Raw genomic sequence first — 25,407 nt, forward strand, 5'->3', positions numbered from 1 at the left:
AGCAGGATCGCGGCCATGACCGTCGGCCTGCACCTGCCGCTGCGCCGCCGGCCGACGCCCGGCGCGCTCTACGTCGCCGGCACGGCCGGCTTCGCGGTGCTGCTCCTCGCCCTCGTCGCCGCGCGGCTGGTCGACCCCGCCGCGATCGCGCTGGTCGGCGTGCCCCTCGGGCCGGCGGGCGTGGTCGCCGCCGCCGCGCTGCCGCTCTTCACCGCGCCGCCCACGCTCGCGCTGTCGGTGCTCGTCGTCGCCGGCGCGCTCGCGATCGGCGTCGTCAACGTACTGCTGGTCACCCTGATCGGCTGGATCGCCGCGGGGCGACCGATCCTGCGCCGCTGAGGCGGACGCTGACGCGGCCGCGGGCCCGGGAGGCGCAGGGCGCTCCCGGACCCGAGGCGGTCCGTCAGGCCGCTGCCGAGCGCAGCAGGGTGAACGACCCGTCGCGCACGATCAGCGTCGACACGGGGCCCTCGACGACCTGCTCGGGGTCGCTCGAGAGCGCCAGCTCCCACTCCGCGCCGGGCGCCGCGGGCACCTGGAACTCGACGCCGTTCGCGGCGGAGTTCAGCAGCAGCGCGAAGGCGTCCCCGCCCTCGTGGCCGAGCAGGAACGTGATCGTCCGCGCCTCGGGGTCGTCCCAGTCGCCCTCGGCGAACTCCTGGTCGTCGGAGCGCTTCAGCACGACCCAGTCCGTGACGCCCTCGGCCGGGGCGTAGTGGTACCAGGAGGGCCGGAGCGCCTCGTTCTCCCGCCGGATCGCGAGCAGCCGCTTCGTGAAGGCGAGCAGCTCCTCGTCGACGGCGTCCCAGTCGTACCAGGAGATCTCGTTGTCCTGGCAGTAGGCGTTGTTGTTGCCGCCCTGCGTGCGGCCGAGCTCGTCGCCGCCGAGCAGCATCGGCACGCCGGTCGACAGCAGCAGGGTCGCGAGGAAGTTCTTCCGCTGGCGGAGGCGGTAGGCGTTCACCTCGGCGTCGTCGGTCGGGCCCTCCGCGCCCCCGTTGAACGACTTGTTGTCGCTCTCGCCGTCGGTGTTGTCCTCGCCGTTCGCCTCGTTGTGCTTCTCGGCGTACGCGGTGAGGTCCGCGAGGGTGAACCCGTCGTGCGCGGTGACGAAGTTCACGCTGCAGAGCGGTGAGCGGCGGTCCGGCTGGTAGATGTCCGGGCTGCCGAGCACGCGCTGGCTCGTCGTGCCGAGCAGGCTCTCCGCGCCCGACCAGAAGTCGCGCACGTCGTCGCGGAACTTGCCGTTCCACTCCGACCACTCGGCCGGGAACTCGCCCACCTGGTAGCCGGCGGTGTCCCACGGCTCGGCGATCAGCTTGATCGGCTGCAGCACCGGGTCCTGCAGCGTGAGGTCGAGGAAGGCGCTGCGCAGGCCGACCTCGCCGCCCTGCCGGGTGAGCGTGGTGGCGAGGTCGAAGCGGAAGCCGTCGACGTGCATCTCCTGCACCCAGTAGCGGAGCGAGTCCATGATCAGGCCGAGCGCCGCGGGGTGCAGGACGTTGAGGCTGTTGCCCGTGCCGGTGGTGTCGAAGTAGGAGTCGCGCTGCTCGTCGACGAGGCGGTAGTAGGCGCCGTTGTCGAGGCCCTTGTAGGCGATCGTCGGGCCCATGTGGTTGCCCTCGGCGGTGTGGTTGTAGACCACGTCGAGGATCACCTCGAGGCCGGCGGCGTGCAGCGCCTTCACCATCGTCTTGAACTCGGCGACCTGCGCGCCCGCGTCGCCCGCGGAGCTGTAGGCGCCGTGCGGGGCGAGGAAGGCGATGGAGTTGTAGCCCCAGTAGTTCGAGAGGCCCTTGTCCTTCAGCGTCTGGTCCTGCACGAACTGGTGCACGGGCAGCAGCTCGACGGAGGTGATGCCGAGGTCGACGAGGTGCTGGATCGCCTTCGGGTGCGCGAGGCCGGCGTAGGTGCCCTGCAGCTCCTCCGGCACGCCCGGCATGCGCTTCGTGAAGCCCTTGACGTGCGTCTCGTAGACGACGGTCTCCTCGAGCGGGACCCGCGTGCGCGTCGGCACCGGGTCGTCGCCCCAGTCGAACGAGCGGTCCACCACGACGCAGCGCGGCATCGCGGAGGCCGAGTCGGACGGGTCCATCTCCTCCGGCGCGTCCATGTCGTGCCCGAAGAGCCGCTGGTCGACCTCGTACTCGCCCGAGACGGCGAGGGCGTGCGGGTCGAGCAGCAGCTTGTTCACGTTGTGGCGCAGGCCGTTCGCCGGATCCCACGGCCCGTCGACGCGGAGGCCGTAGCGGGTGCCCGGGGCGACGCCCTCGACGAAGCCGTGCCACACGTAGCCGGTGCGGTGCGTGAGCTCGATCCGCGTCTCCGCGTCGCCGTCGAAGGAGCAGAAGAAGACGTTCGACGCCGTCTCCGAGTAGACCGCGACGTTGGCGCCGCCGTCCTCGAGGGTGACGCCGAGCGGGTACGAGCGGGAGCGACGGTCCGTCATGAGGGCCTTTCCGGGGAGCGGTCGGCCGAGGGTAACGACGAGGGCGCGGCCGAGACTGGGCGTCCGGCCACCGGGAGCAGGGAGCCGGCCGTGTCCTCGCCGACCGCTACGGTCGGCCCATGGAGTTCCGTCATCTGGGCGCATCGGGCATGAAGGTCTCGGAGATCACCTACGGCAACTGGATCACCCACGGCGGGCAGGTGGAGGACGACGCCGCGACGGCGTGCGTCCGCGCCGCGCTCGACGCGGGGATCACCACCTTCGACACCGCCGACGCGTACGCGAACGGCGCGGCGGAGGAGGTGCTCGGCCGGGCGCTGAAGGGGGTCCGCCGGGCGTCGCTCGAGGTGTTCACGAAGGTGTACTTCCCGACCGGCCCGAAGGGCCACAACGACACCGGGCTGTCGCGCAAGCACGTGCTCGAGTCGATCGACGGCTCGCTCGCGCGGCTCGGCACGGACTACGTCGACCTGTACCAGGCGCACCGGTACGACGCCTTCACCCCGCTCGAGGAGACGATGCAGGCGTTCGCCGACGTCGTGCGCGCGGGCAAGGCGCTCTACATCGGCGTCTCCGAGTGGACCGCGGAGCAGCTGCGCGCCGGGCAGGCGCTCGCGGCGGACCTCGGCTTCCGGCTCGTGTCGAACCAGCCGCAGTACTCCGCGCTCTGGCGGGTGATCGAGGGCGAGGTCGTGCCGGCGTCGCAGGAGCTCGGGATCGGCCAGGTCGTGTTCTCGCCGATCGCGCAGGGCGTGCTCACCGGCAAGTACAAGCCCGGCCGGCAGCCGCCGGCCGGCAGCCGGGCCACCGACGAGAAGGGCGGCGGCGCGCAGTTCGTGCAGCGCTGGCTGCGCGACGACCTGCTCGCGCGCGTGCAGGAGCTCGGGCCGATCGCGGCGGAGCTCGACCTCACGCCGGCCCAGCTCGCCGTGGCCTGGGTGCTGCAGAACCCGAACGTCGCCTCCGCGATCATCGGCGCCTCCCGGCCCGAGCAGGTCGCGGAGAACGTGAAGGCCGCTGGCGTCGTCATCCCGCTGCCGCTGATGGAGCGCATCGACGAGGTGCTCGGCGACGCGATCGAGCGCGACCCGGCCCGCACGGCCGCCAACGCCCCGGCCCAGCGCCTCGCCTGACCCGCCCCGCCCCGACCCGACCCGACCGACCCGGGTCTTCGCGGATCCGGACTTCCTCCGCGGATCCGGAGTTCTCTGACGACACGCCGCCGCGCGGGCGTGGGCGGCGGCGTGTCGCGCAGGAACTCCGGATCCGCGCCGGTCGGAGGGCGCGCACTCGGCAGACTGGAGCGGGTGCGTGCCCTCGTCGTCGTCCTCGCCGCCGCCGCGCTCGTCCTGAGCGGCTGCACCGCCGCGCCGGCGCCGGAGCCCACCCGGACGCCGAGATCGGCGGCGGTCCGGCTGGTCGCGTCGGATGCGACGGCGGTCGCCGACGCGTCCCGCGCGCCGGAGCGGGCCGTGCAGGTGAGCCGCTCGGTGTTCGCCGCGTCCCCGGGCGTCGTGCTGGCGCCGGCGGGCGACGGCGCGGCGCAGCGCCGGGCGGCGGCGGAGGCGGCGCGACTCCGCGTCCCGATGCTGCTCGTCCGCGGAGCCGCGTCCGCATCGGCGAGCCCGTCCCCGTCGCCCTCGGGGACGCCCGCTGCGGCGGAGGACGGCGACGTGCGCGACGAGGTGCAGCGACTCGGAGCGACGTGGGCGGTCGGGTTCGGCGCCGCGCTCCCCGGGGTCCGCGCGCGGCGCGCGGGCGACGCGGCGCCGAGCGCCCCGGCGGGGCGGGCGCTGGTCGCGGTCGTCGCGGACCCGGGCGCGGACACCGCGGCGATCGCCACCGCCCGGGCCGCCGGCGGGCAGGTCGTGACGGGCGGGCCGGACCTGAACGGCAGCGCCGCCGCGGTCCGGGCGCTCTCCCGCGCGAAGCGCGCCCGGGCGGTGCTGATCGGCAGCCGCTTCCACGCACGGGGCGACCTCGACTGGGCAGTGACCGCCGCGCGGACGGGCTGGACCTACCCCGACGGCGGTCAGCGCGCGTGGGACGGCCGCAGCCTGCACGTCGCCCTCTACGGCACCCCCGGCGCCCCCGTGCTCGGCGTGCTCGGCCGGCAGGACGGCCCGGCCACGATCGCCCGCGCGACGGCGCTGGCCGGGCAGTACCAGGCGCTGACCGCCCGGAAGGTCTCGCCGATGCTCGAGGTGATCGCCACGGTCGCCTCCGGCGGCCCGACCGGCGACGGCGACTACTCCGGCGAGATCGACCCGGAGGCGCTCGAGCCGTACGTCGACCGCGCGCTGAAGGCCGGCGTGCCCGTGATCCTCGACCTCCAGCCCGGGCGCGAGGACTTCCTGAGCCAGGCGAAGCAGTACGCGTCGCTGCTGGAGAAGCCGGGCGTCGGCCTCGCCCTCGACCCGGAGTGGCGGCTCGGCCCGAAGCAGAAGCCGCTCGTGCAGATCGGGCGGGTGTCCGCGGCGGAGGTGAACCGCACCTCCGCCTGGCTCGCGGACCTCGTGCGGACGCACGGCCTGCCGCCGAAGCCGTTCGTGCTGCACCAGTTCCGGCTGACGATGCTGCAGCAGCGGCAGGAGATCGTGGTCGACCGCCCCGAGCTCGACGTGCTGATCCACGTCGACGGGCAGGGCTCGCAGCCGGACAAGCAGGCGACCTGGCGCGCCGTCCGGGCCGGCGCCCCGCACGTCGGCTGGGGCTGGAAGAACTTCCTGAAGACCGACCACCCGGTGCTCACGCCGCGGCAGACGATCCAGCAGGTGCACCCGACGCCGGACCTGATCACCTACCAGTAGGCGGTCGGCCCGGTCAGCCGAGCGCGGCCGCGGCGACCCGGAGGTCGTCGAGCGCCTCGACCGCGTAGCGGGCCATGGCCTCGGTGGTCGCGTCGGGCTCGGCCGCCCAGCGCTCGAACGCGCGATGGTGCGCGAGGACGCCCAGCTCGGCGGCGAGCCGCGCCACGACCGGGGCGGCGCCCCGCGCGACCAGGGCCTCCTCCATCGCCGCGGCGAGCCCGACGGCCTTCTGCGCGTTGCGGTCCCGCAGCTCGGCGCTGGCGCTCATGACCGCCTCGAGCCGGGGCGCGATCTCCCTGCTCATCGGCCCGTAGACGGCAGCGGCGCGGCGGAGCCCCTCCGCCACCGCGTCGAGCGGAGACGCGCCCGCCGGTGCCTCGGCGATGCCCTCCGCGAGCAGGGCGCTGAGCGCCGCCTGGCCGGCGACCAGCACGTCGCGCTTGTCCGGGAAGTGCCGGAAGAACGTGCTCCGCGTCACGCCGGCGCGCTCGGCGATCTGCGCCACGGTCGTCTCGTCGTAGCCCTGCTCGTGGAACAGGTCGACCGCGGCGAGCACGAGGCGCTCGCGCGCTCCCGGTTCCCAGCGGCCCATCCGACCAGGCTATTCGACGGGACTCGCATCCCATCACCCCACTGATGGGACTGTTGTCGCATCACGGTGCTACGGTGATGGGACATCAGTCGCATCACCTCGGGAGGTCCTCATGCAGCTCTTCATCACCGGCGGCACCGGCAACATCGGGTCGGCCGTCGTGGCCGAGCTCATCGAGCACGGGCACGGCGCTGCCGTGCTCGCCCGGTCGGATGCCTCTGCCGCGCTCGCTCGGGAGGCGGGAGCCGCGGTCGTGCGCGGCGACCTCGCCGACCTCGCCGCGATCCGGACCGCGGCGGACGCCGCTGACGGCGCGATCCACCTCGCCTTCGGCAACGACTTCTCGGGACCGGACGCGCTCGCGGCGAACATCGCCGAGGAGACCGCGGCGATCGAGACGATCGCCGCCGCTCTCGTCGGGAGCGACCGCCCCTTCGCGATCGTGTCCGGCACGCCCTCCGCGGTGGGACGCCCGTCGGTCGAGTCGGATCCGCTGCCCACCGAGGGACCGGTCGGCGGCAGGGGCGCCACCGTGACGCGCGTGCTCGAGGAGTTCGCGGCACGCGGCGTCCGGACGTCGGCGGTGCGGCTCCCGCGCACGGTGCACAAGGACGGCGACGGCGGGTTCGCCGGGATCCTCACGCAGATGGCGCGGCGGTCCGGCGTCTCGGGCTACCCGGGGACCGGTGAGCAGCGCTGGCCCGCGGTGCACTCCCTCGACGCGGCGGTGCTGTTCCGGCTCGCGATCGAGCGCGCCCCGGCCGGATCGGCGTGGCACGCGGTGCAGGACGAGGGCGACGCCGTCCGCGACATCGCGGCGGTCATCGGGCGGCGCCTCGAGCTGCCGGTCCAGCAGCTGCCGGAGGAGACCTACGGCCCGATCGGCCCGATCTTCGCGGCGGACCAGCCGGCGTCGAGCGCCTTCACCCGGGCGGAGCTCGGCTGGACGCCGACGCACCTCGGCCTGCTCGAGGACCTCGAGCGCCACCTCCGGCCGTAGGCCGTCGCCGTCGGCGATCGGCATCCGGAGGCGCGACGGTCGGAGGACGGCTCTTGTGCCGCCGCTCGGACTGCCGTAACGTCGCCCGGCTGCGCCGGACCCGGCGCGCGTCCGGTCGAGCAGAGGAAGGAACCGCGATGTCGTATCGGAAGAGCGAACGCCTCGTGAATCTCCAGCCCCTGCTCCCGGCCCGTCCGAGCGCGACGCAGTAGTCGTCGCGCATCGCCCGGGCCGGGTCATGGTCCGGGCGTCCCCGCCTGCCTTCCTCGTGGGAGGCCGCGTGCCCGAACCGCGGTCACCGGTCTCCACCACAGGAAGGAGCGGTCTCATGCAGACCCTCGCCAAGCGGCTCGTGAGCTGGGCGAGCGTGCTCGAGGAGTCCACCCTCGAGCAGGCCCGCACCAGTGCGCGGATGCCGTTCATCCACCCGCACATCGCCCTGATGCCGGACGCCCACCTCGGGCTCGGCGCCACCGTCGGTTCGGTCATCCCGACGCTCGGTGCCGTGATGCCCGCCGCCGTCGGCGTCGACATCGGCTGCGGCATGATCGCGGTCCGCACGCAGTTCGACCGGGGCGCCCTCGAGCGCCGCGGCGACCTCGCGGCGCTGCGGCAGCAGATCGAGCGCGCCGTCCCGCTGTCCGCGGGCGCGGCCAACGCGAAGATCGTCGCCACGGCGGCGCCGCGGGTCGCGGAGCTGGAGGCGCTGGCCGCCGACGCGGGCTTCGAGCCGGACCGGACCGCGAAGGCGTGGCGGCAGCAGCTCGGGTCGCTCGGCAGCGGGAACCACTTCATCGAGGTGTCCGTCGACGAGCAGGACCGGGTGTGGGCGTTCCTCCACTCGGGCAGCCGCGGCGTCGGGAACCGGATCGCGCAGGCGCACATCAAGGTCGCCCAGGCCCTGATGACGAAGTGGTGGATCGAACTGCCGGACCGCGACCTCGCCTACCTCGTGGAGGGGACGGTCGAGTTCGACCGCTACATCGCTGAGCTGCGGTGGGCGCAGCGGTTCGCGCTCCTCAACCGCGAGGAGATGATGGACCGGGTCGTCCGCCAGCTGTCCGAGCACCTCGGCGAGGCCGTCGTGGAGCAGGAGCGGATCAACTGCCACCACAACTTCACGCAGCTCGAGCGGCATTTCGGGAAGGACGTCTGGGTGTCCCGGAAGGGCGCGATCTCGGCCCGCGAGGGCGAGGCGGGCCTCATCCCGGGCTCGATGGGCACCGCCTCCTACGTGGTGGAGGGGCTCGGGAACCGGATGGCGCTCGAGTCCTCGCCGCACGGCGCCGGTCGGTCCTACTCGCGGTCCGCCGCGCGGCGGACGTTCACGCACGACCAGCTCCGCGAGGCGATGGTCGGCATCGAGTTCCGCGACACGGCCGCCTTCCTCGACGAGATCCCGCAGGCGTACAAGCCGATCGAGCAGGTCATGGCCGACGCCGCGGACCTCGTCCGGGTGCGGCACGTGCTGCGGCAGCTCGTCAACGTGAAGGGCGACTGAGCCGGGTCCGGCCGGGAGGCGCACCGCGTCTCCCGGCCGGGCCGCCGGCGTCCCGACGTCAGAACCCGCCGCCGCCGAAGAAGCCGACGTTGACGGTGTTCGAGGCGACGGCCCTGCCGATCAGGTCGGGCTCCGGCCCGTCGTCCTTCGCGGCCGTGTCGAAGTCGACGACCCCGTTGGTCTGGTCGAACGGCTTCTCGTCGCCCGCGACGAGCGGCACCCACGGCTTCGCCGCGGGCAGCCGGTGCTGCTTCCGGGACACGGTCTCCTCCTGCTGCTCCGTCGGCTCGGAGCGGTCGGCGGGAGCGCGGTCGGACCGGGTCGTGCGCGCAGCGTACGCCGGCCGCGGCTCCCCGGGTCGGCCCTGAGGCCGCCCGTCGACCTGCACGGCACCTGGACGTGGACCGAGCGGGCGCGCTCCGGCGTGTCGGCGGGGTTGTACCGTCAGCGGGTGCGCCGCCGGAGGCCCGGGCTCCACGGCCGCGGGGTCATCGACCGGTGGCACCGGCAGGCGTGAGCCGAGGAGGAACGATGGTCGCGGTCGGGCTGTGCGAGGACGACCCCCAGGTGCGCCGCGTCGTGGTCGAGGCGCTGGGGGCGGTCGACCTCGACGTCGTGGTCGCGCACCGCGCCGCGGAGGCGGTCCGCGAGTTCACGCCGGAGTCGGGGCTCCGCGCCCTCGTGCTCGACATCGGGCTGCCCGACGGGGACGGCCGCGACCTCTGCCAGGCGCTGCGCGCGAGCGGCGTCACGGCGCCGGTCCTCTTCCTCACCGCGCGCGGGGGCGTGCACGAGGTCGTCGCGGGCTTCGGCGCCGGCGGCGACGACTACCTCGTCAAGCCGTTCGCGGTCGCCGAGCTGCAGGCGCGGGTCACCGCGCTGGTGCGCCGGGCGCCCGCCCCCAGCACCGACGAGCGGACCCTCCGCCTCGACCCCGAGCGCTACTCCGTGCGGCACGGGGACGCGGAGGAGCGGCTCACGCCGACGGAGTTCCGGCTGCTCGCGACCCTGCTCGCCCGGCCCGGCGAGGTCGTGCGCCGCCGGGAGCTGATCGCCGCCGCCTGGCCGGTCGGCGCGGTCGTGCAGGCGAACACGCTCGACTCGTACATGCGCCGGATCCGCCGGATCCTCGAGCAGGTCGGCTCGGAGGAGCGGCTGCACACCGCCCGCGGCGTCGGGTTCCGGCTGGGATGACCGACCCGCGGCCCCGGTCGAGCGCCTCCGTCCGCCGTCGGCTCACGGCCGCGACCGCGGCGATCAGCACGTTCGGCATGCTGGCGCTCATCGTGGTCGTGATGCTCGTCGCGTGGCGGACGACCGACCACGAGATGGACCAGGTGCTCGCCACCCGGCTCGCCGCGGCCCGCGGCGCCGTGGAGGTGCAGGACGGCCGCGCCACGATCGACCCGCGCGACCCCTCCGCGGACACCTCCGCCTGGATCGCCGACGCGGACGGGCGCCTCATCGCCGGGCCCGCCGGGCCCGCGGAGCTCCGCAGCACGGTCCAGGCCCTCGCCCGGCACGGCCGCGGCACCGTCGAGGTGGGGGAGTGGCGCCTGCTGAGCGGTGCGATCCGGCCGGGGTCGGACCTCGGCCGCGTCGTCGTCGCCGTCGACACGGACCCGTACCGGTCGGGCCTCGGGCGCCTCATCGCCGCCTCCGTCATCACGGGCGTCGTCGTGGTCGCCGGGGTCACGCTGCTCGCCGGGCTCATCGTCCGGCGGGCGCTCGCCCCGGTCGCCGACATGGTCGCGACGGCCGACGCCTGGTCCCACGAGCGCCCCGACCGGCGGTTCGGGCTCGGCCCGCCCCGGGACGAGATCACCGGGCTGGCCAGCGTGCTCGACGGCCTGCTCGACCGGGTCGACCGCGCCATCCGCACGGAGCAGCGGCTGACGGCGGAGGTCGCCCACGAGCTCCGGACGCCCCTCACGGTGATGCGGGGCGAGGCGGAGCTCGGCGCCGCGACCCCGCGCCTCCGCCGGGCCGAGCGCGAGCGGTTCGACCGGATCGTCGCCGCCGCCGACGACATGGGCTCCGCGATGACGACCCTGCTCGACGCCGCCCGCGGCTCCGGCTCCTCCGCGACCTCCGACATCGCGGCCGTGCTCGAGGCGCAGGCGGCCCGGAGCGGGCTCGCGCTGCCCGTTCGGGTGGAGGAGCCCGCGCCGGGGCTCGTCGCCGCCGCGCCCGCCGAGCTGCTCGGGCGGACGATCGCGCCCCTCGTCGACAACGCGGCCCGGCACGGGCGCACCGCCGTGCGGATCGGCGCCGACCGCCGGGGCGACCGGATCGTGATCGCCGTCGAGGACGACGGCGACGGCGTGCCGGACGGCGTCGGCGACGTGTTCGAGCCCGGGGTGCGGGACGCGGGGAGCGAGGGCGCCGGCCTCGGCCTCGCGCTCGCCCGGCGGCTCGCGCGGTCCGTCGGCGGCGACGCCGTGCTGCTCTCCCGCGTCCCGGCGGTGTTCGCCGTCGAGGTCCCGGTCGCCGACTCCGCGCCCTGACGGGGCGGCGCCGCGCTCGTGGCACGATCGGCGCATGCCCGCCCGCACCCGCCCGATCGTGCTCGAGGACGCCCCGCGGATCGCGGCGCTGCAGGCGGCGAACCGCGCCTTCCTCGCGCCGTGGGACGCGATCCGGCCCGACGTCTTCTACACCGTCCCGGGGCAGGAGACGGAGGTCCGGCGGCTGCTCCAGCGCCACGAGGAGGGCAGCGCCCTCGGGCACGCGATCCTCGACGACGACGGCGCGCTCGTCGGGGTCGTCCGGCTGACCGACGTGGTGCGCGGCGCCTTCGAGTCCTGCTCGATGGGGTACTGGGTGGCGCAGGAGGCGAACGGACGCGGGTACGCGTCGGAGGCGGTGGCGTCGATCACCGCCGTCGCGTTCGGCGAGCTCGGGCTGCACCGGGTCGAGGCGTCCACCCTGCTGCACAACGCGCGCTCGCAGCGGGTGCTGGCGAAGAACGGGTTCGAGCGGATCGGGACCGCGCCGCAGTACCTCCGGATCGCGGGGGAGTGGCAGGACCACGCCCTGTTCCAGCTGCTCGCGCCGGCGCGAGTCAGCCGGTGACGACCACCGCGTCGGCCCGGTCGCGGCCCGGCTCGATCGCCTCGGCGTTCGGCAGGTCGACCGCCTCCACCCACGCGGCGGCCGCGGCCGGCGGCTTGCCGAAGGCGACGTGCCGCGCGACGAGCCGCGCCCGCCGCACGGCGAGCGGGGCGTCGGCGAACCACACCTCGTCCAGCAGGGCGGCCGCATCGCGCCACGGCGGGCCGTCGACGAGGAGCCAGTTGCCCTCGGACACGACCAGGTCCACCTCCGGGCCGACGGCGATGCTGGCGGCGACCGGCTGCTCGAGCACCCGCTCGAACCCGGGCGCGTAGACGGGCTCGTCCGGCCGGTCGCGGAGCCGCTGCAGCAGGGCCCGGTAGCCCCAGCCGTCGAACGTGTCGAGCGCGCCCTTCCGATCGCGGCGGCCGAGGCGGTCGAGCTCGACGTCGGCGAGGTGGAAGCCGTCCATCGGCACGTGCGCCGCGCGGTAGCGGCCGTCGTCGCGGACCGCGGTCACGAGCCGCTCGGCGAGCGTCGTCTTGCCCGCGCCGGGCGCGCCCGCGATGCCGAGCAGCACCCGGCGTCGTCCCGAGGCGCTCGAGGGGTCGCCGCGCTCGAGCAGCCCGAGCACCCGGCCCCGCGCCTCGTCGAAGTCCACCCCGCCACTCTGCCTCCCGAAGTGCTCACGCTTCTGGACGCCGCGTCGCCGCCGCGGCGTCCAGAAGCGTGAGCACCTCGGCGGTTCTCGCGGCTCGGGGTCGGGGCGGGTGCCTAGTTTGGGGGACATGAGCAGCGCAGAGGCCCGCACGTTCGCCGTCCCGCAGGAGCGGAAGGTGGTCACCGCCCTGCCCGGCCCGAACTCGCTCGCGCTGCAGGCCCGCCGCCTCGCCTCCGTCAGCCGCGGCGCGGGCACGCTCGCGAACATCTACATGGACCACGGCGCCGGCGCGATCCTCGTCGACGTCGACGGCAACCGGCTGATCGACCTGGGCTGCGGCATCGGTGTCACGACGATCGGCCACGCGCACCCGGCCGTCGCCGCCGCGGTCGCCGAGCAGGCCGCGAAGCTCACCCACACGCTCTTCACCGTGACCCCGTACGAGAACTACGTGCGGGTCGCGGAGAAGCTCGCCGAGATCACGCCGGGCGACTTCGAGAAGCACTCGATCCTCGTGAACTCCGGCGCGGAGGCGGTCGAGAACGCCGCGAAGATCGCGCGGCGCTTCACGGGCCGCCGGGCGCTCGTCGTGCTCGACCACGCCTTCCACGGCCGCACGAACATGACCATGGCGATGACCTACCGCCCCTGGCCGGAGCGCGAGGGCATGGGGCCCTTCCCCGGCGAGATCTACTCCGTGCCGATCAGCTACCCCTTCCGCGACGGCCTCACCGGCGAGGAGGCCGCCGAGCGGACCATCGACTACATCGAGACCCACATCGGGGCGCGCGAGGTCGCCGCGTTCTTCGCCGAGCCCATCCAGGGCGACGGCGGCATCGTCATCCCCGCGCCCGGCTACTTCGCCCGCATCGCCGAGTACTGCCGCGACAACGGCATCGTGTTCGTCGCCGACGAGATCCAGGCCGGCATCGCGCGGACCGGCACGTGGTACTCGATCGAGCACCACGGCGACGTCGTGCCCGACCTCATCACCTCCGCGAAGGGCATCGCGGGCGGCATGCCGCTCGCCGCGGTCACCGGCCGCGCGGAGATCATGGACGCCGTCCAGCCCGGCGGCATCGGCGGCACCTTCGGCGGCAACCCGGTCTCGACGGCGGCGGCGCTCGCCGTCTTCGACCTGATCGAGCGGGAGGACCTGCTCGGCGAGGCGCAGCGCGTGGAGCGCGCGATCGTCGACCGCTTCAGCGGCTGGGTGGACAGGTACGACGTCGTCGGCGAGGTGCGCGGCAAGGGCGCCATGTTCGGCGTCGAGCTCGTCGAGCCCGGCACCCGCAAGCCGAACCCGGCGCTGCTCAAGCACGTGCTGAAGTACGCGACCGAGCACGGCGTGATCCCGCTCGACGCGGGCAGCTGGGACAGCGTCCTCCGCCTCCTGCCCTCCGTCGTGATCTCCGAGGCGCTGCTCGATGACGCGGCCGGTGTGCTCGAGGAGGCGATCGAGTCGTTCCAGGGCGTCGGCGAGACGGGCATCGTCCCCGCCAGCTGAGCGCAGGGCTGCCCCCGGTGATCGAGGTGCGAGCGGAGCGAGCCTCGAGATCACGCACTGCGGGTGGTCGCGAGGCTCGCTGGCGCTCGCACCTCGACCAGCGGGTGTGCCCGACGAGCGGGAAGACCGAACCAGCGGGGGAGCGCGCCCGCGGAGGCGACCTCGGGGCGGCTGAGAGCGGGCCGTGACCAGGGCTTCCTGCAGCGCGCATGAACGGGTGCCGAAGTCACGGCAGAGGCGCAGCCGCTGTTCACCCGGAGGTCGCCCGCCACGCCCGGCTCCGGTGATGGTCTCGGGGATGTGACACCCACCCCTCGCCGCCGCCTCCGGCGCGCGCTGATCGCCCTCCTCGCGGCCGCCGTGCCGCTCGTCGCGCTCACGGGCGCGGCGCTCGCCCCCGCGCACGGCGGCCATGCCACCGCGTACGCCCCGCCGAAGATCAAGCACGTGTGGCTGATCGTCCTCGAGAACAAGTCCTACGAGGCGTCCTTCACCGGGCTCAACAAGAACTCCTACCTCTGGAAGACCCTGCCGACGTACGGCGCGCTCCTGCGCCAGTACTACGGCACCGGGCACTTCAGCGAGGACAACTACCTGTCGCTCGCCTCCGGCCAGGCGCCGTCGCCCGGCCCGCAGGCCGACTGCCCGATCTACAACCCGACCGGCCCCCTGCAGAGGGTCGCCGACGGGCAGTACAAGATCCTGCAGGACACGGCGAAGGCCGACGGCACCTACTTCAACGGCTCGAAGCAGCCCGGGTGCGTGTTCGGCAAGCAGGTGCCGACGCTGTTCGACCAGCTCGACGCGAGGCACGTCTCGTGGAAGGGCTACATGCAGGACATGGGCGACGACCCGTCCCGCGAGCAGACCACGTGCGGCGCGCCGGTCGGCGGCGTCTCCGCGACGACGGTCGACCCGGGCGGAGCCGAGGGTCCGTACGCGGCGCCCGGCTCGCTGCAGAGCCCGACGAAGACGGTCGACGACCAGTACGTGCCGAAGCACAACCCGTTCCCGTGGTTCGGCTCGCTGCTGTCGAACGGCGACTGCGCGAAGAAGGTGGTGCCGCTCGTGCGGAACCTGCAGCACGACCTCGCGCACGAGTCCTCGACGCCCGCGTTCTCGTGGATCACGCCGAACAACTGCTCCGACGCGCACGACGCGACCTGCAAGGGCGACAACCTCTCGGGCGGGTCGAACGCGCTCACCGGCGCGAAGAGGACCCCGGCGAACACGCAGGGCGGGCTCTACGCGGCCGACCTGTTCCTGCAGCAGGTCGTCCCCGCGATCATGCGGTCGAAGGCGTACCAGGACGGCGGCCTCATCGACGTGACGTTCGACGAGGGCTTCCCGCCCTACGCCTCCTACGGCAACTCGATCGCGGACAAGCACTACGCGGCCGACGCCGGGCTCGGCACCATCACCGGCGCCGCGAACAGCGCGCTGAACGGCACGAGCGTCGAGGCCCAGGCGAACACGGCCCAGTCCGTGGTCGGCTGCTGCAACGAGCTGCCCGGCCCGAACACGACGCAGCCCGGCGACAACGCGTTCAACCAGGACACGACGCCCGGCGGCGGCATCACCGGCTCGGTGCTGCTCAGCCCGTACATCACGCCCGGCTCCGTCACCGACCAGCCGTACAACCACTACAGCTGGCTGCGGTCGATGGAGGACCTGTTCGGCGTCCGCTCCGGCGGCACCGACGGGCACGGGCACATCGGGTACGCGGCGGCCGACGGCCTCCGCCCGTTCGGTCCGGACGTCTACAACAACCCGTCCGGCCGCCTGTTGAAGCCGAAGCCGGCGGGCGAGGGCGGCGTCTACACCGCGGTCGCGACGCTGACCCGCACGGAACGGCCCGTGTCCCGCGCCCCGATCACGCAGGGGGACGGCGAGTGAGGCGGATCCGCCTCGCGGCGGGCGCGGCGGCTGCGGCCGTCGCGCTCGCCGCGCTCACCGCCTGCAGCGCTCCCGCTGCCGCCCCGACGGCGCACGCCGCGCACGCCGGCAGCTACCCGGTCGCCGTCGCGGGCGCGGACGTGACGCGCACGCAGTCCGTGTCGGCGGGCGGCTACGCGCTCGTCGCCGCCGGCGATCCGGTGCGCGTCCACCTGCAGGGCGCCGACCTGCTCGTCACCGTCGCCGGCCCGGACGTGGACGTGCCGCAGCCGAAGCCGGGCGAGCCGATCAGCGCGCCGAGCGCGCCCGGCGTGCTCACCGTGACGGCCGCGGCGACCCGGGGCAGCGCCCGGCTCGCGAGCGACCAGTTCCTCGGCCTGAACGAGGAGCAGTCGAAGTTCGTCCTCGGCACCGACCGGCGCTCCGGCGTCGTGCGGCCGGGTCACCCGGTGACGCTGCACCTGCACGCGCGGTTCGCCTCCGGGCACACCACGCTCACCTGGCAGCCGCTCGGGAAGCCCCTCATCACCTGGGACTTCACCATCGAGATCGACTGACCGCGCCCGCGGCTCCCGCCCCGGGCTCCGCTCCGGCCCGGTCGCACCTCGACCAGCAGGACGGGTCAGGGGCGGGAGAGCGCGCCGAGGGTCGTGCCCGCGCGGTCGAACAGGGTGAGCACGCCGTCGGCGATGCGGAACGAGGCGGCCCGGGCGATGCCCGTGATCGCGCCGGCCCGCACGGGCGGCGCGCCGTCGAAGACCGGGCAGCCGCGGATCGGCGTCGCCGTCCGCAGCACGAGCAGCCGGCCGCCGGGGAGCACGCGGTAGGCGCCCCGGCTGCCGATCGCGCCCGAGCGGCAGTCGGCGGTCGCGACCCACGTGCCGTTCGTGAACGTGATCGCGGCCTTCGCCTGCCCGGCGACGACCCACCGGCCCTCGAGCGCCGACGCGGGCCGGTCGACCACCCCCGAGCGCGGCGCGGCCGTCTCGAGCAGCGTCGTCGGCGTCGTGGGTGCCGGCGATGCCGACCCCGTCGGGTCGAGGCGGGCGGTGACGCGGCCGCTCGCATCGGCCAGCGCCCAGCCGTCGCCGTCGCGCGCCACCCGGGTCGCCTCCGTGAGCCAGGCGGCGGGCGCCCCGCCGGCCAGGGAGGCGGACGCGGGCGCGACGAGGACCTCGTCGCCCTGCGCCGTCCACGCGGCGGTCGACGACCGGTCGCCGGCGGTGACCGTGACGCTCGTCCCGTCGAAGCGGACGGTCTCGCCGTCGACCTCCCGCACCCGCCACGTGGTGCCCGCCAGGTCCGCGGCCGCGCCGGAGGCCGCCGGCGATGCGGCGGTCGTCGGCCCCGCGGAGGAGGGCGCGCCGGCCGACGCGGGCGTCGCGACACCGCCGGCCGACGCGCAGCCGGTGAGCGGGAGCACGGCGAGGCAGGCCGCGGCGAGGGCGACGGCAGGGATCCGCATGACCGGCAGTGTCCTCCCGGTGCCCGACCCTCTCGTGCCCGTCGCGCCGGCGCGCGGACGTCCATACCCCCACCGGGTACCATCGCAGTATGCACGGACCGGTGGGCTACGTCGCGGACAAGGACGAGCTGCTCAAGCGGCTCCGACGCGCCGAGGGCCAGGTGCGGGGCATCCAGCGGATGGTCGAGGACGACACGTACTGCATCGACGTCCTCACGCAGGTCTCCGCCGCGACGAAGGCGCTCGAGAGCGTCGCGCTCGCGCTGCTCGACGACCACCTCGCGCACTGCGTCGCCGAGGCGAGCGCCGAGGGCGGGCCGGTCGCGGAGGAGAAGCTGCGCGAGGCGTCGGCGGCGATCGCCCGGCTCGTCCGCTGAGCAGGACCACCGAGCAGGACCACCGAACGAGGACAGGGGACGACATGCAGGATCTCGGGATCACCGACGTCAGCGCCGCGGCGACGAGCGGCTGCGGCTGCGGAGGCGCCTGCGGCGGCCACGGCGGCGCGCACGGCCACGGGCACGCCCACGGGGCGGCGCACGCGACGGCCGCCGACGGCCAGTCCTTCGCCGTCGCGGGCATGACCTGCGAGCACTGCGTCGCGAGCGTCACCGAGGAGCTCTCGGCCCTCGACGGCGTCGACGCGGTCGCGGTCGACCTCAAGCCCGGCGCCCTCTCGACGGTCGTCGTCAGCGCCTCCCGCCCGCTCGGCGGCGACGAGGTCCGCGCGGCCGTGGAGGAGGCGGGCTACACGCTCGCCTGACCCATGCCGACCAGCACCGAGGTCCGCCTCGACATCACGGGGATGACCTGCGCCGCCTGCGCGACGCGGGTCGAGCGACGGCTGAACCGGGTGCCCGGCGCCGCCGCGTCCGTGAACTTCGCCACGGAGACCGCGGTCGTCCGCGGCCCGGTCCGCCTGCCGGACCTGGTCGCGGCCGTGGAGGCGGCGGGCTACGGCGCGCGCCCCACGGGCGCCGCGACGGCCGAGCGCGACGCCCGGCGGCTCCGCCCGCGGCTCGTCGTCGGGATCGTCGCCGCCGTCCCGGTGGTGCTGCTGTCGATGGTCGCCGCGCTGCACTTCCCGGCGTGGGAGGTGGTCGCCGCGCTGCTCGCGGTGCCCGTCGTGACCTGGTGCGCGTGGCCGTTCCACCGCGCCGCGGCGCTGAACCTGCGCCACGGGGCCGCGACGATGGACACCCTGATCAGCCTCGGGGTGATTGCGGCCTCGCTGTGGTCCGCGGTCGCGCTGCTGCGCGGGCGCGGCGACACCTACCTCGAGGTCGGCGTCGTCGTGACGGTGTTCGTGCTCGCGGGCCGGGTCGCGGAGGCCGCGGTGCGGCGCCGTGCGGGCGCGGCCGTCCGGGCGCTGGCGGCGCTCGGCGCGAAGGACGCCCTCCGGATCCGGCCGGACGGCGCGGAGGAGCGCGTCCCCGTCACGGCGCTCGCGGTCGGCGACCGCGTCGTCGTGCGGCCGGGCGAGACCGTGCCGAGCGACGGGCGGATCGTCGACGGCCGCTCCGCGGTCGACGCGTCCCTGCTGACGGGCGAGTCGGTGCCGACCGAGGTCGGCCCCGACGACCCGGTCGTCGGCGGCACGGTCGCGGTCGGCGGCGGACGCCTGCTCGTCGAGCTCGACCGGGTGGGCGCCGACACGGAGCTCGCGCGCATCGGCCGGCTCGTCGCGCGGGCGCAGGACGGGAAGGCGGCCGTGCAGCGCCTCGCCGACCGCGTCTCCTCGGTGTTCGTCCCCGTCGTGCTGGGGCTCGCGGCGGTCGCCCTCGTCGGCTGGCTGGTCGCGGGCGACCCGGAGCGGGCCGTGACGGCGGCCGTGACGACGCTCGTCATCGCCTGCCCCTGCGCGCTCGGGCTCGCCACGCCGACCGCGCTGCTCGCGGGCTCCGGCCGCGGGGCGCAGCTCGGCGTGCTGATCCGCGGGCCCGAGGTCCTCGAGCGGATGCGCCGGGTCGACACCGTCGTGCTCGACAAGACCGGGACGCTGACCACCGGCCGGGTCGCCGTGCGCCGCGTGCTGCCGCTCGGCGGGGCGGACGAGGCGGAGGTTCGGCGCCTCGCGGCGGCGGCCGAGCACGACTCGGAGCACCCCGTCGGCCGGGCGCTCGCCGGCGGTCCACGGGTCGCCGACCGGTTCGAGGCCGTCGCGGGCGGCGGCGTCCGCGCCGACGTCCAGGGCACGACGGTCCGCGTCGGCCGGCTCGGCTGGCTCGCGGAGGAGGGCGTCGCGGTCGACACGGCGGCGCCGTTCGTCGCCGCGGCGGAGGCGACCGGGGCGACCGCGGTGGTCGTCGCCCGGGACGGCGCCGCGGTCGGCGTCGTCGAGGTCGCGGACGCGGTCCGCGCCGGCGCTCCGGAGGCCGTGGCCCGCCTCCGCGCGCTCGGCCTCGACCCCGTGCTGCTCTCGGGCGACAACGCGGGCGCGGTCGACGCGGTCGCCGCCGAGGTCGGCGTCGTGGAGGCGTTCGCCGGCGCGAGCCCGCAGGGCAAGCTCGACCGCGTCCGCGCGCTGCAGGACGCCGGGCACGTCGTCGCGATGGTCGGCGACGGCGTGAACGACGCCGCGGCGCTCGCCGCGGCCGACCTCGGCATCGCGATGGGCGGCGGCACGGACGCGGCCGGCGCGGCCGCGGACCTCGTCCTCGTGCGCGACGACCCCGCGCTGATCGCCACCGCGGTCCGGCTCTCCCGGGCGACGCTCAGGACGATCCGCGGCAACCTGTTCTGGGCGTTCGCGTACAACGCGGCCGCCCTGCCGGTCGCGATGCTCGGCCTGCTGAACCCGATCGTCGCCGGAGGAGCCATGGCCGCGTCCAGCGTGCTCGTCGTCGGCAACTCCCTCCGGCTCGCCCGCTTCCGGGCGTGAGCGGACCGCTCCTATGGGCCTGATCGCGGCCCTCGCCGTGCTGCGCGTCGCCGTGCTCGTCGTCGAGCTGCCCGGCCGCCCGCTGCTGCGCCTCCGCGCCGAGGCGGCGGTGCGGGCCCGCGGCTGGACCGTCGTCTCCCGGCCGGAGGACGCCGACCTCGTGCTCGTCTGCGGCACGCCCCGGCCGGAGGTCGCGGCGGCGGTCGACGACCTCTGGAGCCGGGTGCCCGTCCCGCGCGCGCGGCGCACCGTGCGCACGGCGGAGCAGCTGCCGGACGCGCTCGACAGCGCCGCCCGGGTGCTCGCCGACACGGCGCTGCAGCGCCGCACCGCCGCCGAGGCGCCGCCGCTCGTGCGCGCCGCCGCCGCGCCCGGGGCGTGCGCGCTCGCCCGCGACTGGCCGGCGGGGCTGCTGCTCGACTGCGCCGTGGACCGCGCGGGCCGCATCACCGCGGTCGGCGAGCGGCGGCTGCCCGCGGAGCCGGAGGACGACCCGCTACCGGACCCCGCGGTGCTCCTCGCGATCGCGGACGCCGCGGGGCTGCTGCGCCTCGCCGGTCTGCCGGCGCTCGCCCTGCGGCTCGACCGGGTCGTCGACCTCGCGCTCGGCGGCCGCGACCTCGGCGCCCTCCGCCCGCGGGTGCGCCGCGTGGCCGCAGCGGTGCGGCGCTCCGCGAGCCTCGCCCGTCTCCTGCGTCACGACACCCCGGGCGTCGACGTGCGGGCGCGCCTGCTCGCGCTGCTGGAGCCGGAGGGCGACGCCGTGGCGACCCCGTCGAAGCGGCGCCTCATCGGGCGACCCGCAGCGGCGCTGCCGCTCCTCGTCGCCGCGACCGAGCCGGTGCCGGGCGATGCCTGACGCGGTCCTCACCGGCGTGCTCGCCGCCGGGGCGCTGCTCGTCCTCGGGCTCGGCGTGGCCGCGCTCCGCGCCGTGCTCGACGGGGTCCGACTCGGCGTGCCCGCCTCGATCGCGGTGCTCGGGCCGGCGGCCGACGCGGCCCGCTGCCTCCGGACCCGGCCGTCCCGGGGCGCCGCGCGGCCGACGGTCGCCGGCGCCCTGCTGCTCGCGTCCGCGCTGGTGCGGGTGCTCGCGCTCCCCGTCCTCGCCGCGCCGCTGCTCGGCGGCCCGCTCGGCATCGGCTGGCTCGTCGTCGCGGACGCCGTCTGGCTGCTCGGGCTCGGCCTCCTCGACCGCCGCCGCCTGCTGCCGGCGCTCGCGGTCGAGCCGGCGCTCCTGCTGGCGCTCGCGGTCCCCGTCGTCTCGACCGGGAGCCTCGACGCGACGCGCATCGTGCAGGCGCAGTCGCTGCCGGTCGGTATCGCGGCGCCGGTCGCGGTCGTGGTGCTCCTCGTCGCGGCCGGTGCGCTGCTGCCGGAGGCGGTGCCCCGACCCGGTCGCGGACCGGCGGGGCTGCTCGTGTCGGCCGCCCTCGCCGCGCAGCCGGTCGCGGCCGCGGCGACGGCGGCCGTGCTCCTCCTCGGCCTCGGCGGACCCGGCGGCGCACTGCCGCTAGCCGCCGTCGTCATCGTCCTCGGCGCGCTCCTGGTGCTCCTGCAGCGGCGCTTCCCGGTGCCGCGCCCGCGCCGCCTCGCCGGGTTCGCGCTCGCCGTCCTCCTCCCGCTCGCCGCGGTGCAGCTCGCGGTCGTCGTCGCGCTCGCCCTCCTCGCGCCCTGACCCGCGCTGCCATGCTCGGGGGATGCAGCCCGCCGACTACCTGGCCGCCCTGTTCTCGCTCGAGGGCCGCACCGCCGTCGTCACCGGCGGCAGCTCCGGCATCGGGCGCGCGATCGCCGCGGCGCTCGCCGCCGCCGGCGCCCGCACGGTGCTCGTCGCGCGCGACCCGGCCCGGCTCGAGGCGTCCGCCGAGGCGATGCGCGCCGACGGCGGGGAGGTCGTCGTCGTCGCGGCCGACCTCGGCTCCCGCGACGGGGTGCGGGAGGCCGCGGAGGCGGTCGTCGCCGCGGCCGGGGAGCCGGACGTCGTCGTCAGCGCCGCCGGGGTGAACCTCCGCCCGCCGATGGCCGAGATCGACGAGGCCGTGTGGGACGCGACGATGCGCCTGAACCTCGACGCGCCCTTCCTCCTCGGGCAGCGGTTCGGGCCCGGCATGGCGGAGCGCGGCTACGGCCGCCTGATCGCGATCTCGTCGCAGCAGGCGCACCGCGCCTTCGTCGACAGCGGCGCCTACGGGGTCTCGAAGGCGGGGCTCGAGGGGCTCGCGCGGTCGCAGGCGGAGGCGTGGTCCTCCTCGGGCGTCACGAGCAACGTCCTCGTGCCCGGCTTCGTGCTCACGCCGCTGAACGCCCGCCTGCAGGACGACCCGGCGCGGGTAGCTGCGCTCGCGGCGCGCACGATGGTGGGGCGGAACGGCCTCGCGGAGGACTTCGCGACCGCCGTCCTCTTCCTCGCGAGCCCCGCCTCCGGCTACGTCACCGGCCAGTCGATCGCGATCGACGGCGGCTTCTCCGTCCACTGACCCCGCGAACCCCGACTCTGCTCACGCTTCTGGACGCGCGATCGCGGATCGCGCGTCCAGAAGCGTGAGCAAAGTTCCGCGGGGAGGGGTCAGGCGGTGGCGGAGCGGGCGAGCACCGCGGGCAGCTCGTCGGCGAGCTCGCGGGCGAGGAAGCCGAGCGGGCCGACGCGCTCGGCGAGGCGGTCGCCGGCGCGGGCGTGGAGGTAGGTCGCCCAGCAGGTGCCGTCCGCGATGCCGGCGCCGCGGGCCAGCAGGCCGCCGATCGCGCCGGCGAGCACGTCGCCGCTGCCGGAGGTGCCGAGGCCGGGGCCGCCCGCCTGCACGGCGCGGATCCGGCCGGACGGCTCGATGACCATGCCGCCGCCGCTGACGACGGCGCCGAAGCGCTCCGCGACCTCCGGGCCCGCCTCCGCGAGGTCGTCGACGTCCTTCCCGAGCAGGAACGACGCCTCGGTCGCATTGGGCGTGAGGATCAGCCGGCCCTTCAGCGGCTCGCCCAGCTCCGGCGCGTTGCCGAGCGCGCCCAGCGCGTAGGCGTCGAGCAGCACGAGCGTGCGCTCGGGGACGGCGGGCAGCACGCGCTCGAGCAGCGCGCCCGCCTCGTCGGGGTCGTCGAGGCCGGGGCCGATGACCAGGCAGTCGACGTCGAGGTCGTCCGCGACGGCGTCCGCCGCCTTATGGCCGGCGACCGCGCCGCCGCTCGTCTCCGGCAGCCCGATCACACCCGACTCCGGGAACGACACCGCGAAGGCGCCGGCCACCGACTCCGCGACCGCGACCGTCAGCCGACCCGCGCCCACGCGCAGCGCCGCGATGCCGGTCAGCGCGGCGGCGCCGGGCGTCTTCCGCGCCCCGCCGATGACGAGCACGTCGCCGCGGTCGCGCTTGCCCGAACCGGGTGCCGGCAGCGGGTCGAGGTCGCCGGGGCCGAACGGCTCAGGGTCGCGTGCCATGGTGCTCGCCTCCGTGGTGCGTCGCCGGGGCCTCGCCCCGCAGGTGGCTGACGTCGTTGATCGGCTCGGCGTGCCAGCCGTCCCCGCGCCGCACCATCCGCGTGACGGAGGCGTTCGGCACCGGCTCGGTGCGCGACAGCTCGAGCAGCTCCGCCTCCTCGATGCCCATGAGGATGCCGCGGATGATCAGGGTCGTCGCGTCGTGCGACACGACGAGCACGCGCTCCGCGCCGGCGTCGGCGATGTCGCGCAGCGCCGAGCGGAGGCGGAGCGAGACGTCCGCCCAGGACTCGCCGCCGGGAGGCCGGTGGTAGTACTTCCCGAGGAAGTTCCGCCGTGCGGCCTCCTCCGGGTGCAGCTGCTCGACCCCGGTCCACGTGAGCGTGTCGAGGATGCCGAGCTCCCGGTCGCGCAGCCGCTCGTCGACCGTCGTCGGCAGCGTCATCCCCGCGACCTGCAGCGCGTGCTCGGCGGTCGACCGCGCCCGACGGTAGGTCGACACCCAGAGCGCCTGCGGGGCGGCGTCGGCGCTCAGCTCGCCGAGCCGGCGCCCGAGCGCCTCCGCCTGCTGCACGCCGGTCGGCGAGAGCTCGACGTCGGGGTCGCGTTCCGGCACGGCGATGCGCAGGGCTCCCGTCGCGTACGCCTCCGCGGCCGCGACGTTCGCCTCGCTCTCGCCGTGCCGGACGAGCAGCAGCTCGTTCAGTGTCCCGAGCCCTCGGTCTGGATCTCGCTGCGGTCGCCGCTCCAGAGCGTGTGGAAGACGCCCGGCTTGTCGATGCGGCCGTAGGTGTGCGCGCCGAAGAAGTCGCGCTGCGCCTGGATCAGCGCGGCCGGCAGGCGGTCCGACGACAGCGAGTCGTAGTACGACAGCGCGGAGGCGAAGCCCGGCACCGGCACGCCCGACAGGGCCGCGGTCGACACGACGCGGCGCCACGCGGCCTCCCCGTCGGCGACGACCTTCGCGAAGTACTCGTCGGCGAGCAGCGTCGGCAGCTCCGGGTTCCGCTCGTACGCCTCCACGATCCGGTTGAGGAACCGGGCGCGGATGATGCAGCCCGCGCGCCAGATCTTCGCGACGGCACCCTTGTCGATCTGCCAGTCGTACTGCTCGGCGCCGGCGATGATGATGTCGAAGCCCTGCGCGTACGCGACGACCTTGGAGGCGTAGAGCGCGGCGCGGACGTCGTCCTCGAAGCCGTCCGGCTTCGCGACCGGCTCGGGGCGCCCCTTCTCGAGCGCCTGCACGGCCTCGCGCTGCTTCGGCTTGGAGGAGACGGCGCGGGCGAAGACGGCCTCGCCGATGCCCGACACCGGGATGCCGAGGCCGACCGCGTTCTGCACGGTCCAGACGCCGGTGCCCTTGCTGCCGGCCTGGTCGGTGATCACGTCGACGAGCGGCTTGCCGGTCTCGGCGTCCTTCTGCCGCAGCACCTCGGCGGTGATCTCGATCAGGTACGACTCGAGGTCGCCCTGGTTCCACTCGTCGAAGACCTCGGCGAGCGCGGCGGTGTCGTGCCCGCCGACGCGGCGGAGGAGGTCGTAGGCCTCCGCGATCAGCTGCATGTCCGCGTACTCGATGCCGTTGTGCACCATCTTCACGAAGTGGCCGGCGCCGTCGTGGCCGATGTGGGTGACGCAGGGCTCGCCCTCCGCCTCCGCGGCGATGGACTCGAGGATCGGCTTCAGCCGGTCCCACGCCTCGTCGGAGCCGCCGGGCATGATCGAGGGCCCGTTCAGCGCGCCCTCCTCGCCGCCGGAGATGCCGGTGCCCGCGAAGTTGAGGTTCCGCTCGCGCAGGTCCTTCTCGCGGCGGATGGTGTCGAGGAAGTTCGCGTTGCCGCCGTCGACGATGATGTCGCCCGGCTCGAACCGGTCCGCGAGCTGCTCGATCACGGCGTCGGTGCCGCGACCCGCCTGGACCATGATGATCGCGACGCGCGGCTTCTTCAGGCTCGCGACGAAGTCGTCGATGTCGTGGCTGGGGACGAACTCGCCCTCCGAGCCGTGGTCGCGGATCAGCTCGTCCGTCTTCGCGTCCGTGCGGTTGTAGACCGCGGTCACGTTGCCGTGGTGGGCCAGGTTCCGCGCCAGGTTCGACCCCATGACGGCCATGCCCACGACCCCGATGTCGGCGACGCCGACCGGCTTCTCGCTCAC

At 75.5% G+C, this 25,407-nt stretch carries 25 protein-coding genes; 17 read left to right on the top strand and 8 right to left on the bottom strand.

What is annotated here, in order from left to right; translation table 11 throughout:
* Positions 1-15 precede the first annotated feature (15 nt).
* A complete protein-coding gene (locus D1781_RS05205) occupies positions 16-339 on the top strand; it encodes a hypothetical protein (RefSeq protein ID WP_119481159.1) in 324 nt (107 codons plus the stop codon).
* Positions 340-403: 64 nt separating this feature from the next.
* Here the strand turns inward: D1781_RS05205 and glgX are convergent, their stop codons facing one another.
* Positions 404-2,449, bottom strand: a complete 2,046-nt coding sequence (glgX, locus tag D1781_RS05210; RefSeq protein WP_119481160.1) for a glycogen debranching protein GlgX — start codon at positions 2,447-2,449, stop codon at positions 404-406.
* 119 nt (positions 2,450-2,568) lie between these two features.
* On the opposite strand from glgX, the gene D1781_RS05215 reads away from it, so the two are divergent.
* Both D1781_RS05215 and D1781_RS05220 read left to right on the top strand, forming a co-directional pair.
* A complete protein-coding gene (locus D1781_RS05215) occupies positions 2,569-3,582 on the top strand; it encodes an aldo/keto reductase family protein (RefSeq protein WP_119481161.1) in 1,014 nt (337 codons plus the stop codon).
* Positions 3,583-3,756: 174 nt separating this feature from the next.
* A complete protein-coding gene (locus D1781_RS05220; protein ID WP_233551016.1) occupies positions 3,757-5,259 on the top strand; it encodes a hypothetical protein in 1,503 nt (500 codons plus the stop codon).
* A gap of 13 nt (positions 5,260-5,272) precedes the next feature.
* On the opposite strand, the gene D1781_RS05225 is transcribed toward D1781_RS05220, so the two are convergent.
* Entirely contained in the window at positions 5,273-5,851 is a 579-nt protein-coding gene (locus D1781_RS05225; protein WP_119481162.1) for a TetR/AcrR family transcriptional regulator, read from the bottom strand.
* A gap of 112 nt (positions 5,852-5,963) precedes the next feature.
* On the opposite strand from D1781_RS05225, the gene D1781_RS05230 reads away from it, so the two are divergent.
* Together D1781_RS05230 and D1781_RS05235 are read left to right on the top strand one after the other, a co-directional pair.
* A complete protein-coding gene (locus D1781_RS05230; protein WP_119481163.1) occupies positions 5,964-6,851 on the top strand; it encodes an NAD-dependent epimerase/dehydratase family protein in 888 nt (295 codons plus the stop codon).
* A gap of 328 nt (positions 6,852-7,179) precedes the next feature.
* Entirely contained in the window at positions 7,180-8,352 is a 1,173-nt protein-coding gene (locus D1781_RS05235; protein ID WP_119481164.1) for an RtcB family protein, read from the top strand.
* Positions 8,353-8,410: 58 nt separating this feature from the next.
* Here D1781_RS05235 and D1781_RS17335 read toward each other — a convergent pair whose 3' ends face one another.
* A complete protein-coding gene (locus D1781_RS17335) occupies positions 8,411-8,614 on the bottom strand; it encodes a hypothetical protein (RefSeq protein WP_147392041.1) in 204 nt (67 codons plus the stop codon).
* Between the two features lie 269 nt (positions 8,615-8,883).
* Here D1781_RS17335 and D1781_RS05245 point away from each other — a divergent pair, with 269 nt between their 5' ends.
* The 3 genes from D1781_RS05245 to D1781_RS05255 are packed head-to-tail and all read left to right on the top strand — an operon-like array spanning position 8,884 to position 11,427.
* Entirely contained in the window at positions 8,884-9,546 is a 663-nt protein-coding gene (locus D1781_RS05245) for a response regulator transcription factor (protein WP_119481166.1), read from the top strand.
* The gene (locus D1781_RS05250) at positions 9,543-10,859 is read left to right on the top strand and encodes a sensor histidine kinase (RefSeq protein ID WP_119481167.1); all 1,317 of its coding nucleotides are present in this window, start codon (positions 9,543-9,545) and stop codon (positions 10,857-10,859) included. The genes D1781_RS05245 and D1781_RS05250 overlap by 4 nt, the downstream gene beginning before the upstream one ends.
* Positions 10,860-10,893: 34 nt before the next feature.
* Entirely contained in the window at positions 10,894-11,427 is a 534-nt protein-coding gene (locus D1781_RS05255; protein ID WP_119481168.1) for a GNAT family N-acetyltransferase, read from the top strand.
* Here the strand turns inward: D1781_RS05255 and D1781_RS05260 are convergent.
* Positions 11,417-12,067 carry a nucleoside/nucleotide kinase family protein gene (locus D1781_RS05260; protein ID WP_233551017.1) on the bottom strand — a complete coding sequence of 217 codons (651 nt, stop codon included), beginning with the start codon at positions 12,065-12,067 and terminating at the stop codon, positions 11,417-11,419. The genes D1781_RS05255 and D1781_RS05260 overlap by 11 nt on opposite strands.
* Before the next feature lie 127 nt (positions 12,068-12,194).
* Between D1781_RS05260 and D1781_RS05265 the strand changes: the two genes are divergently transcribed.
* From D1781_RS05265 to D1781_RS05275, 3 genes are all read left to right on the top strand, one after another.
* The gene (locus D1781_RS05265; protein ID WP_119481169.1) at positions 12,195-13,574 is read left to right on the top strand and encodes an aminotransferase class III-fold pyridoxal phosphate-dependent enzyme; all 1,380 of its coding nucleotides are present in this window, start codon (positions 12,195-12,197) and stop codon (positions 13,572-13,574) included.
* Positions 13,575-13,874: 300 nt separating this feature from the next.
* Positions 13,875-15,470 carry an alkaline phosphatase family protein gene (locus D1781_RS05270; protein WP_119481170.1) on the top strand — a complete coding sequence of 532 codons (1,596 nt, stop codon included), beginning with the start codon at positions 13,875-13,877 and terminating at the stop codon, positions 15,468-15,470.
* Positions 15,467-16,027 carry a hypothetical protein gene (locus tag D1781_RS05275; RefSeq protein WP_119481171.1) on the top strand — a complete coding sequence of 187 codons (561 nt, stop codon included), beginning with the start codon at positions 15,467-15,469 and terminating at the stop codon, positions 16,025-16,027. Before D1781_RS05270 ends, D1781_RS05275 begins: the two co-directional genes overlap by 4 nt.
* A gap of 65 nt (positions 16,028-16,092) precedes the next feature.
* On the opposite strand, the gene D1781_RS05280 is transcribed toward D1781_RS05275, so the two are convergent.
* A complete protein-coding gene (locus D1781_RS05280) occupies positions 16,093-16,935 on the bottom strand; it encodes a hypothetical protein (RefSeq protein ID WP_119481172.1) in 843 nt (280 codons plus the stop codon).
* Positions 16,936-17,024: 89 nt separating this feature from the next.
* Here D1781_RS05280 and D1781_RS05285 point away from each other — a divergent pair, with 89 nt between their 5' ends.
* The 6 genes from D1781_RS05285 to D1781_RS05310 are packed head-to-tail and all read left to right on the top strand — an operon-like array spanning position 17,025 to position 22,294.
* The gene (locus D1781_RS05285) at positions 17,025-17,312 is read left to right on the top strand and encodes a metal-sensitive transcriptional regulator (RefSeq protein WP_119481173.1); all 288 of its coding nucleotides are present in this window, start codon (positions 17,025-17,027) and stop codon (positions 17,310-17,312) included.
* Between the two features lie 44 nt (positions 17,313-17,356).
* Positions 17,357-17,698, top strand: coding sequence for a heavy-metal-associated domain-containing protein (locus tag D1781_RS05290; protein WP_119481174.1), 342 nt, complete (start codon positions 17,357-17,359; stop codon positions 17,696-17,698).
* 3 nt (positions 17,699-17,701) lie between these two features.
* Entirely contained in the window at positions 17,702-19,816 is a 2,115-nt protein-coding gene (locus D1781_RS05295) for a heavy metal translocating P-type ATPase (protein WP_119481175.1), read from the top strand.
* A 13-nt stretch (positions 19,817-19,829) separates the two neighbouring features.
* Positions 19,830-20,675: a hypothetical protein gene (locus D1781_RS05300; protein ID WP_119481176.1), complete on the top strand. Its 846-nt coding sequence runs from the start codon at positions 19,830-19,832 to the stop codon at positions 20,673-20,675.
* Positions 20,668-21,492 (top strand): NADH-quinone oxidoreductase subunit H, encoded by an 825-nt coding sequence (locus D1781_RS05305; protein WP_119481177.1) that lies wholly within the window; start codon positions 20,668-20,670, stop codon positions 21,490-21,492. Before D1781_RS05300 ends, D1781_RS05305 begins: the two co-directional genes overlap by 8 nt.
* 22 nt (positions 21,493-21,514) lie before the next feature.
* Positions 21,515-22,294 carry an SDR family NAD(P)-dependent oxidoreductase gene (locus D1781_RS05310; protein ID WP_119481178.1) on the top strand — a complete coding sequence of 260 codons (780 nt, stop codon included), beginning with the start codon at positions 21,515-21,517 and terminating at the stop codon, positions 22,292-22,294.
* An 89-nt stretch (positions 22,295-22,383) separates the two neighbouring features.
* On the opposite strand, the gene D1781_RS05315 is transcribed toward D1781_RS05310, so the two are convergent.
* The 3 genes from D1781_RS05315 to gndA are packed head-to-tail and all read right to left on the bottom strand — an operon-like array spanning position 22,384 to position 25,407.
* Positions 22,384-23,247 (bottom strand): NAD(P)H-hydrate dehydratase, encoded by an 864-nt coding sequence (locus D1781_RS05315; RefSeq protein ID WP_119481179.1) that lies wholly within the window; start codon positions 23,245-23,247, stop codon positions 22,384-22,386.
* On the bottom strand, positions 23,231-23,998 hold the full coding sequence (locus D1781_RS05320; protein ID WP_325048803.1) for a histidine phosphatase family protein: 768 nt from the start codon (positions 23,996-23,998) through the stop codon (positions 23,231-23,233). The genes D1781_RS05315 and D1781_RS05320 overlap by 17 nt, the downstream gene beginning before the upstream one ends.
* Entirely contained in the window at positions 23,950-25,407 is a 1,458-nt protein-coding gene (gndA, locus tag D1781_RS05325) for an NADP-dependent phosphogluconate dehydrogenase (protein ID WP_119481180.1), read from the bottom strand. Before gndA ends, D1781_RS05320 begins: the two co-directional genes overlap by 49 nt.

This window comes from Amnibacterium setariae, assembly GCF_003581425.1.
In the GTDB taxonomy this organism is placed as follows: domain Bacteria; phylum Actinomycetota; class Actinomycetes; order Actinomycetales; family Microbacteriaceae; genus Amnibacterium; species Amnibacterium setariae.

What these genes read in the sequence shown, in the direction of transcription:
- D1781_RS05225 (WP_119481162.1), bottom strand. Translation starts at nt 5,851, where the DNA reads ATGGGCCGCTGGGAACCGGGAGCGCGCGAGCGCCTCGTGCTCGCCGCG.
- D1781_RS05285 (WP_119481173.1), top strand. Translation starts at nt 17,025, where the DNA reads ATGCACGGACCGGTGGGCTACGTCGCGGACAAGGACGAGCTGCTCAAG.
- D1781_RS05215 (WP_119481161.1), top strand. Translation starts at nt 2,569, where the DNA reads ATGGAGTTCCGTCATCTGGGCGCATCGGGCATGAAGGTCTCGGAGATC.
- D1781_RS05255 (WP_119481168.1), top strand. Translation starts at nt 10,894, where the DNA reads ATGCCCGCCCGCACCCGCCCGATCGTGCTCGAGGACGCCCCGCGGATC.
- glgX (WP_119481160.1), bottom strand. Translation starts at nt 2,449, where the DNA reads ATGACGGACCGTCGCTCCCGCTCGTACCCGCTCGGCGTCACCCTCGAG.
- D1781_RS05245 (WP_119481166.1), top strand. Translation starts at nt 8,884, where the DNA reads ATGGTCGCGGTCGGGCTGTGCGAGGACGACCCCCAGGTGCGCCGCGTC.
- D1781_RS05230 (WP_119481163.1), top strand. Translation starts at nt 5,964, where the DNA reads ATGCAGCTCTTCATCACCGGCGGCACCGGCAACATCGGGTCGGCCGTC.
- D1781_RS05305 (WP_119481177.1), top strand. Translation starts at nt 20,668, where the DNA reads ATGCCTGACGCGGTCCTCACCGGCGTGCTCGCCGCCGGGGCGCTGCTC.
- D1781_RS05250 (WP_119481167.1), top strand. Translation starts at nt 9,543, where the DNA reads ATGACCGACCCGCGGCCCCGGTCGAGCGCCTCCGTCCGCCGTCGGCTC.
- D1781_RS05295 (WP_119481175.1), top strand. Translation starts at nt 17,702, where the DNA reads ATGCCGACCAGCACCGAGGTCCGCCTCGACATCACGGGGATGACCTGC.
- D1781_RS05290 (WP_119481174.1), top strand. Translation starts at nt 17,357, where the DNA reads ATGCAGGATCTCGGGATCACCGACGTCAGCGCCGCGGCGACGAGCGGC.
- D1781_RS05235 (WP_119481164.1), top strand. Translation starts at nt 7,180, where the DNA reads ATGCAGACCCTCGCCAAGCGGCTCGTGAGCTGGGCGAGCGTGCTCGAG.
- D1781_RS05310 (WP_119481178.1), top strand. Translation starts at nt 21,515, where the DNA reads ATGCAGCCCGCCGACTACCTGGCCGCCCTGTTCTCGCTCGAGGGCCGC.
- D1781_RS05205 (WP_119481159.1), top strand. Translation starts at nt 16, where the DNA reads ATGACCGTCGGCCTGCACCTGCCGCTGCGCCGCCGGCCGACGCCCGGC.
- D1781_RS05265 (WP_119481169.1), top strand. Translation starts at nt 12,195, where the DNA reads ATGAGCAGCGCAGAGGCCCGCACGTTCGCCGTCCCGCAGGAGCGGAAG.
- D1781_RS05280 (WP_119481172.1), bottom strand. Translation starts at nt 16,935, where the DNA reads ATGCGGATCCCTGCCGTCGCCCTCGCCGCGGCCTGCCTCGCCGTGCTC.
- D1781_RS05300 (WP_119481176.1), top strand. Translation starts at nt 19,830, where the DNA reads ATGGGCCTGATCGCGGCCCTCGCCGTGCTGCGCGTCGCCGTGCTCGTC.
- D1781_RS05315 (WP_119481179.1), bottom strand. Translation starts at nt 23,247, where the DNA reads ATGGCACGCGACCCTGAGCCGTTCGGCCCCGGCGACCTCGACCCGCTG.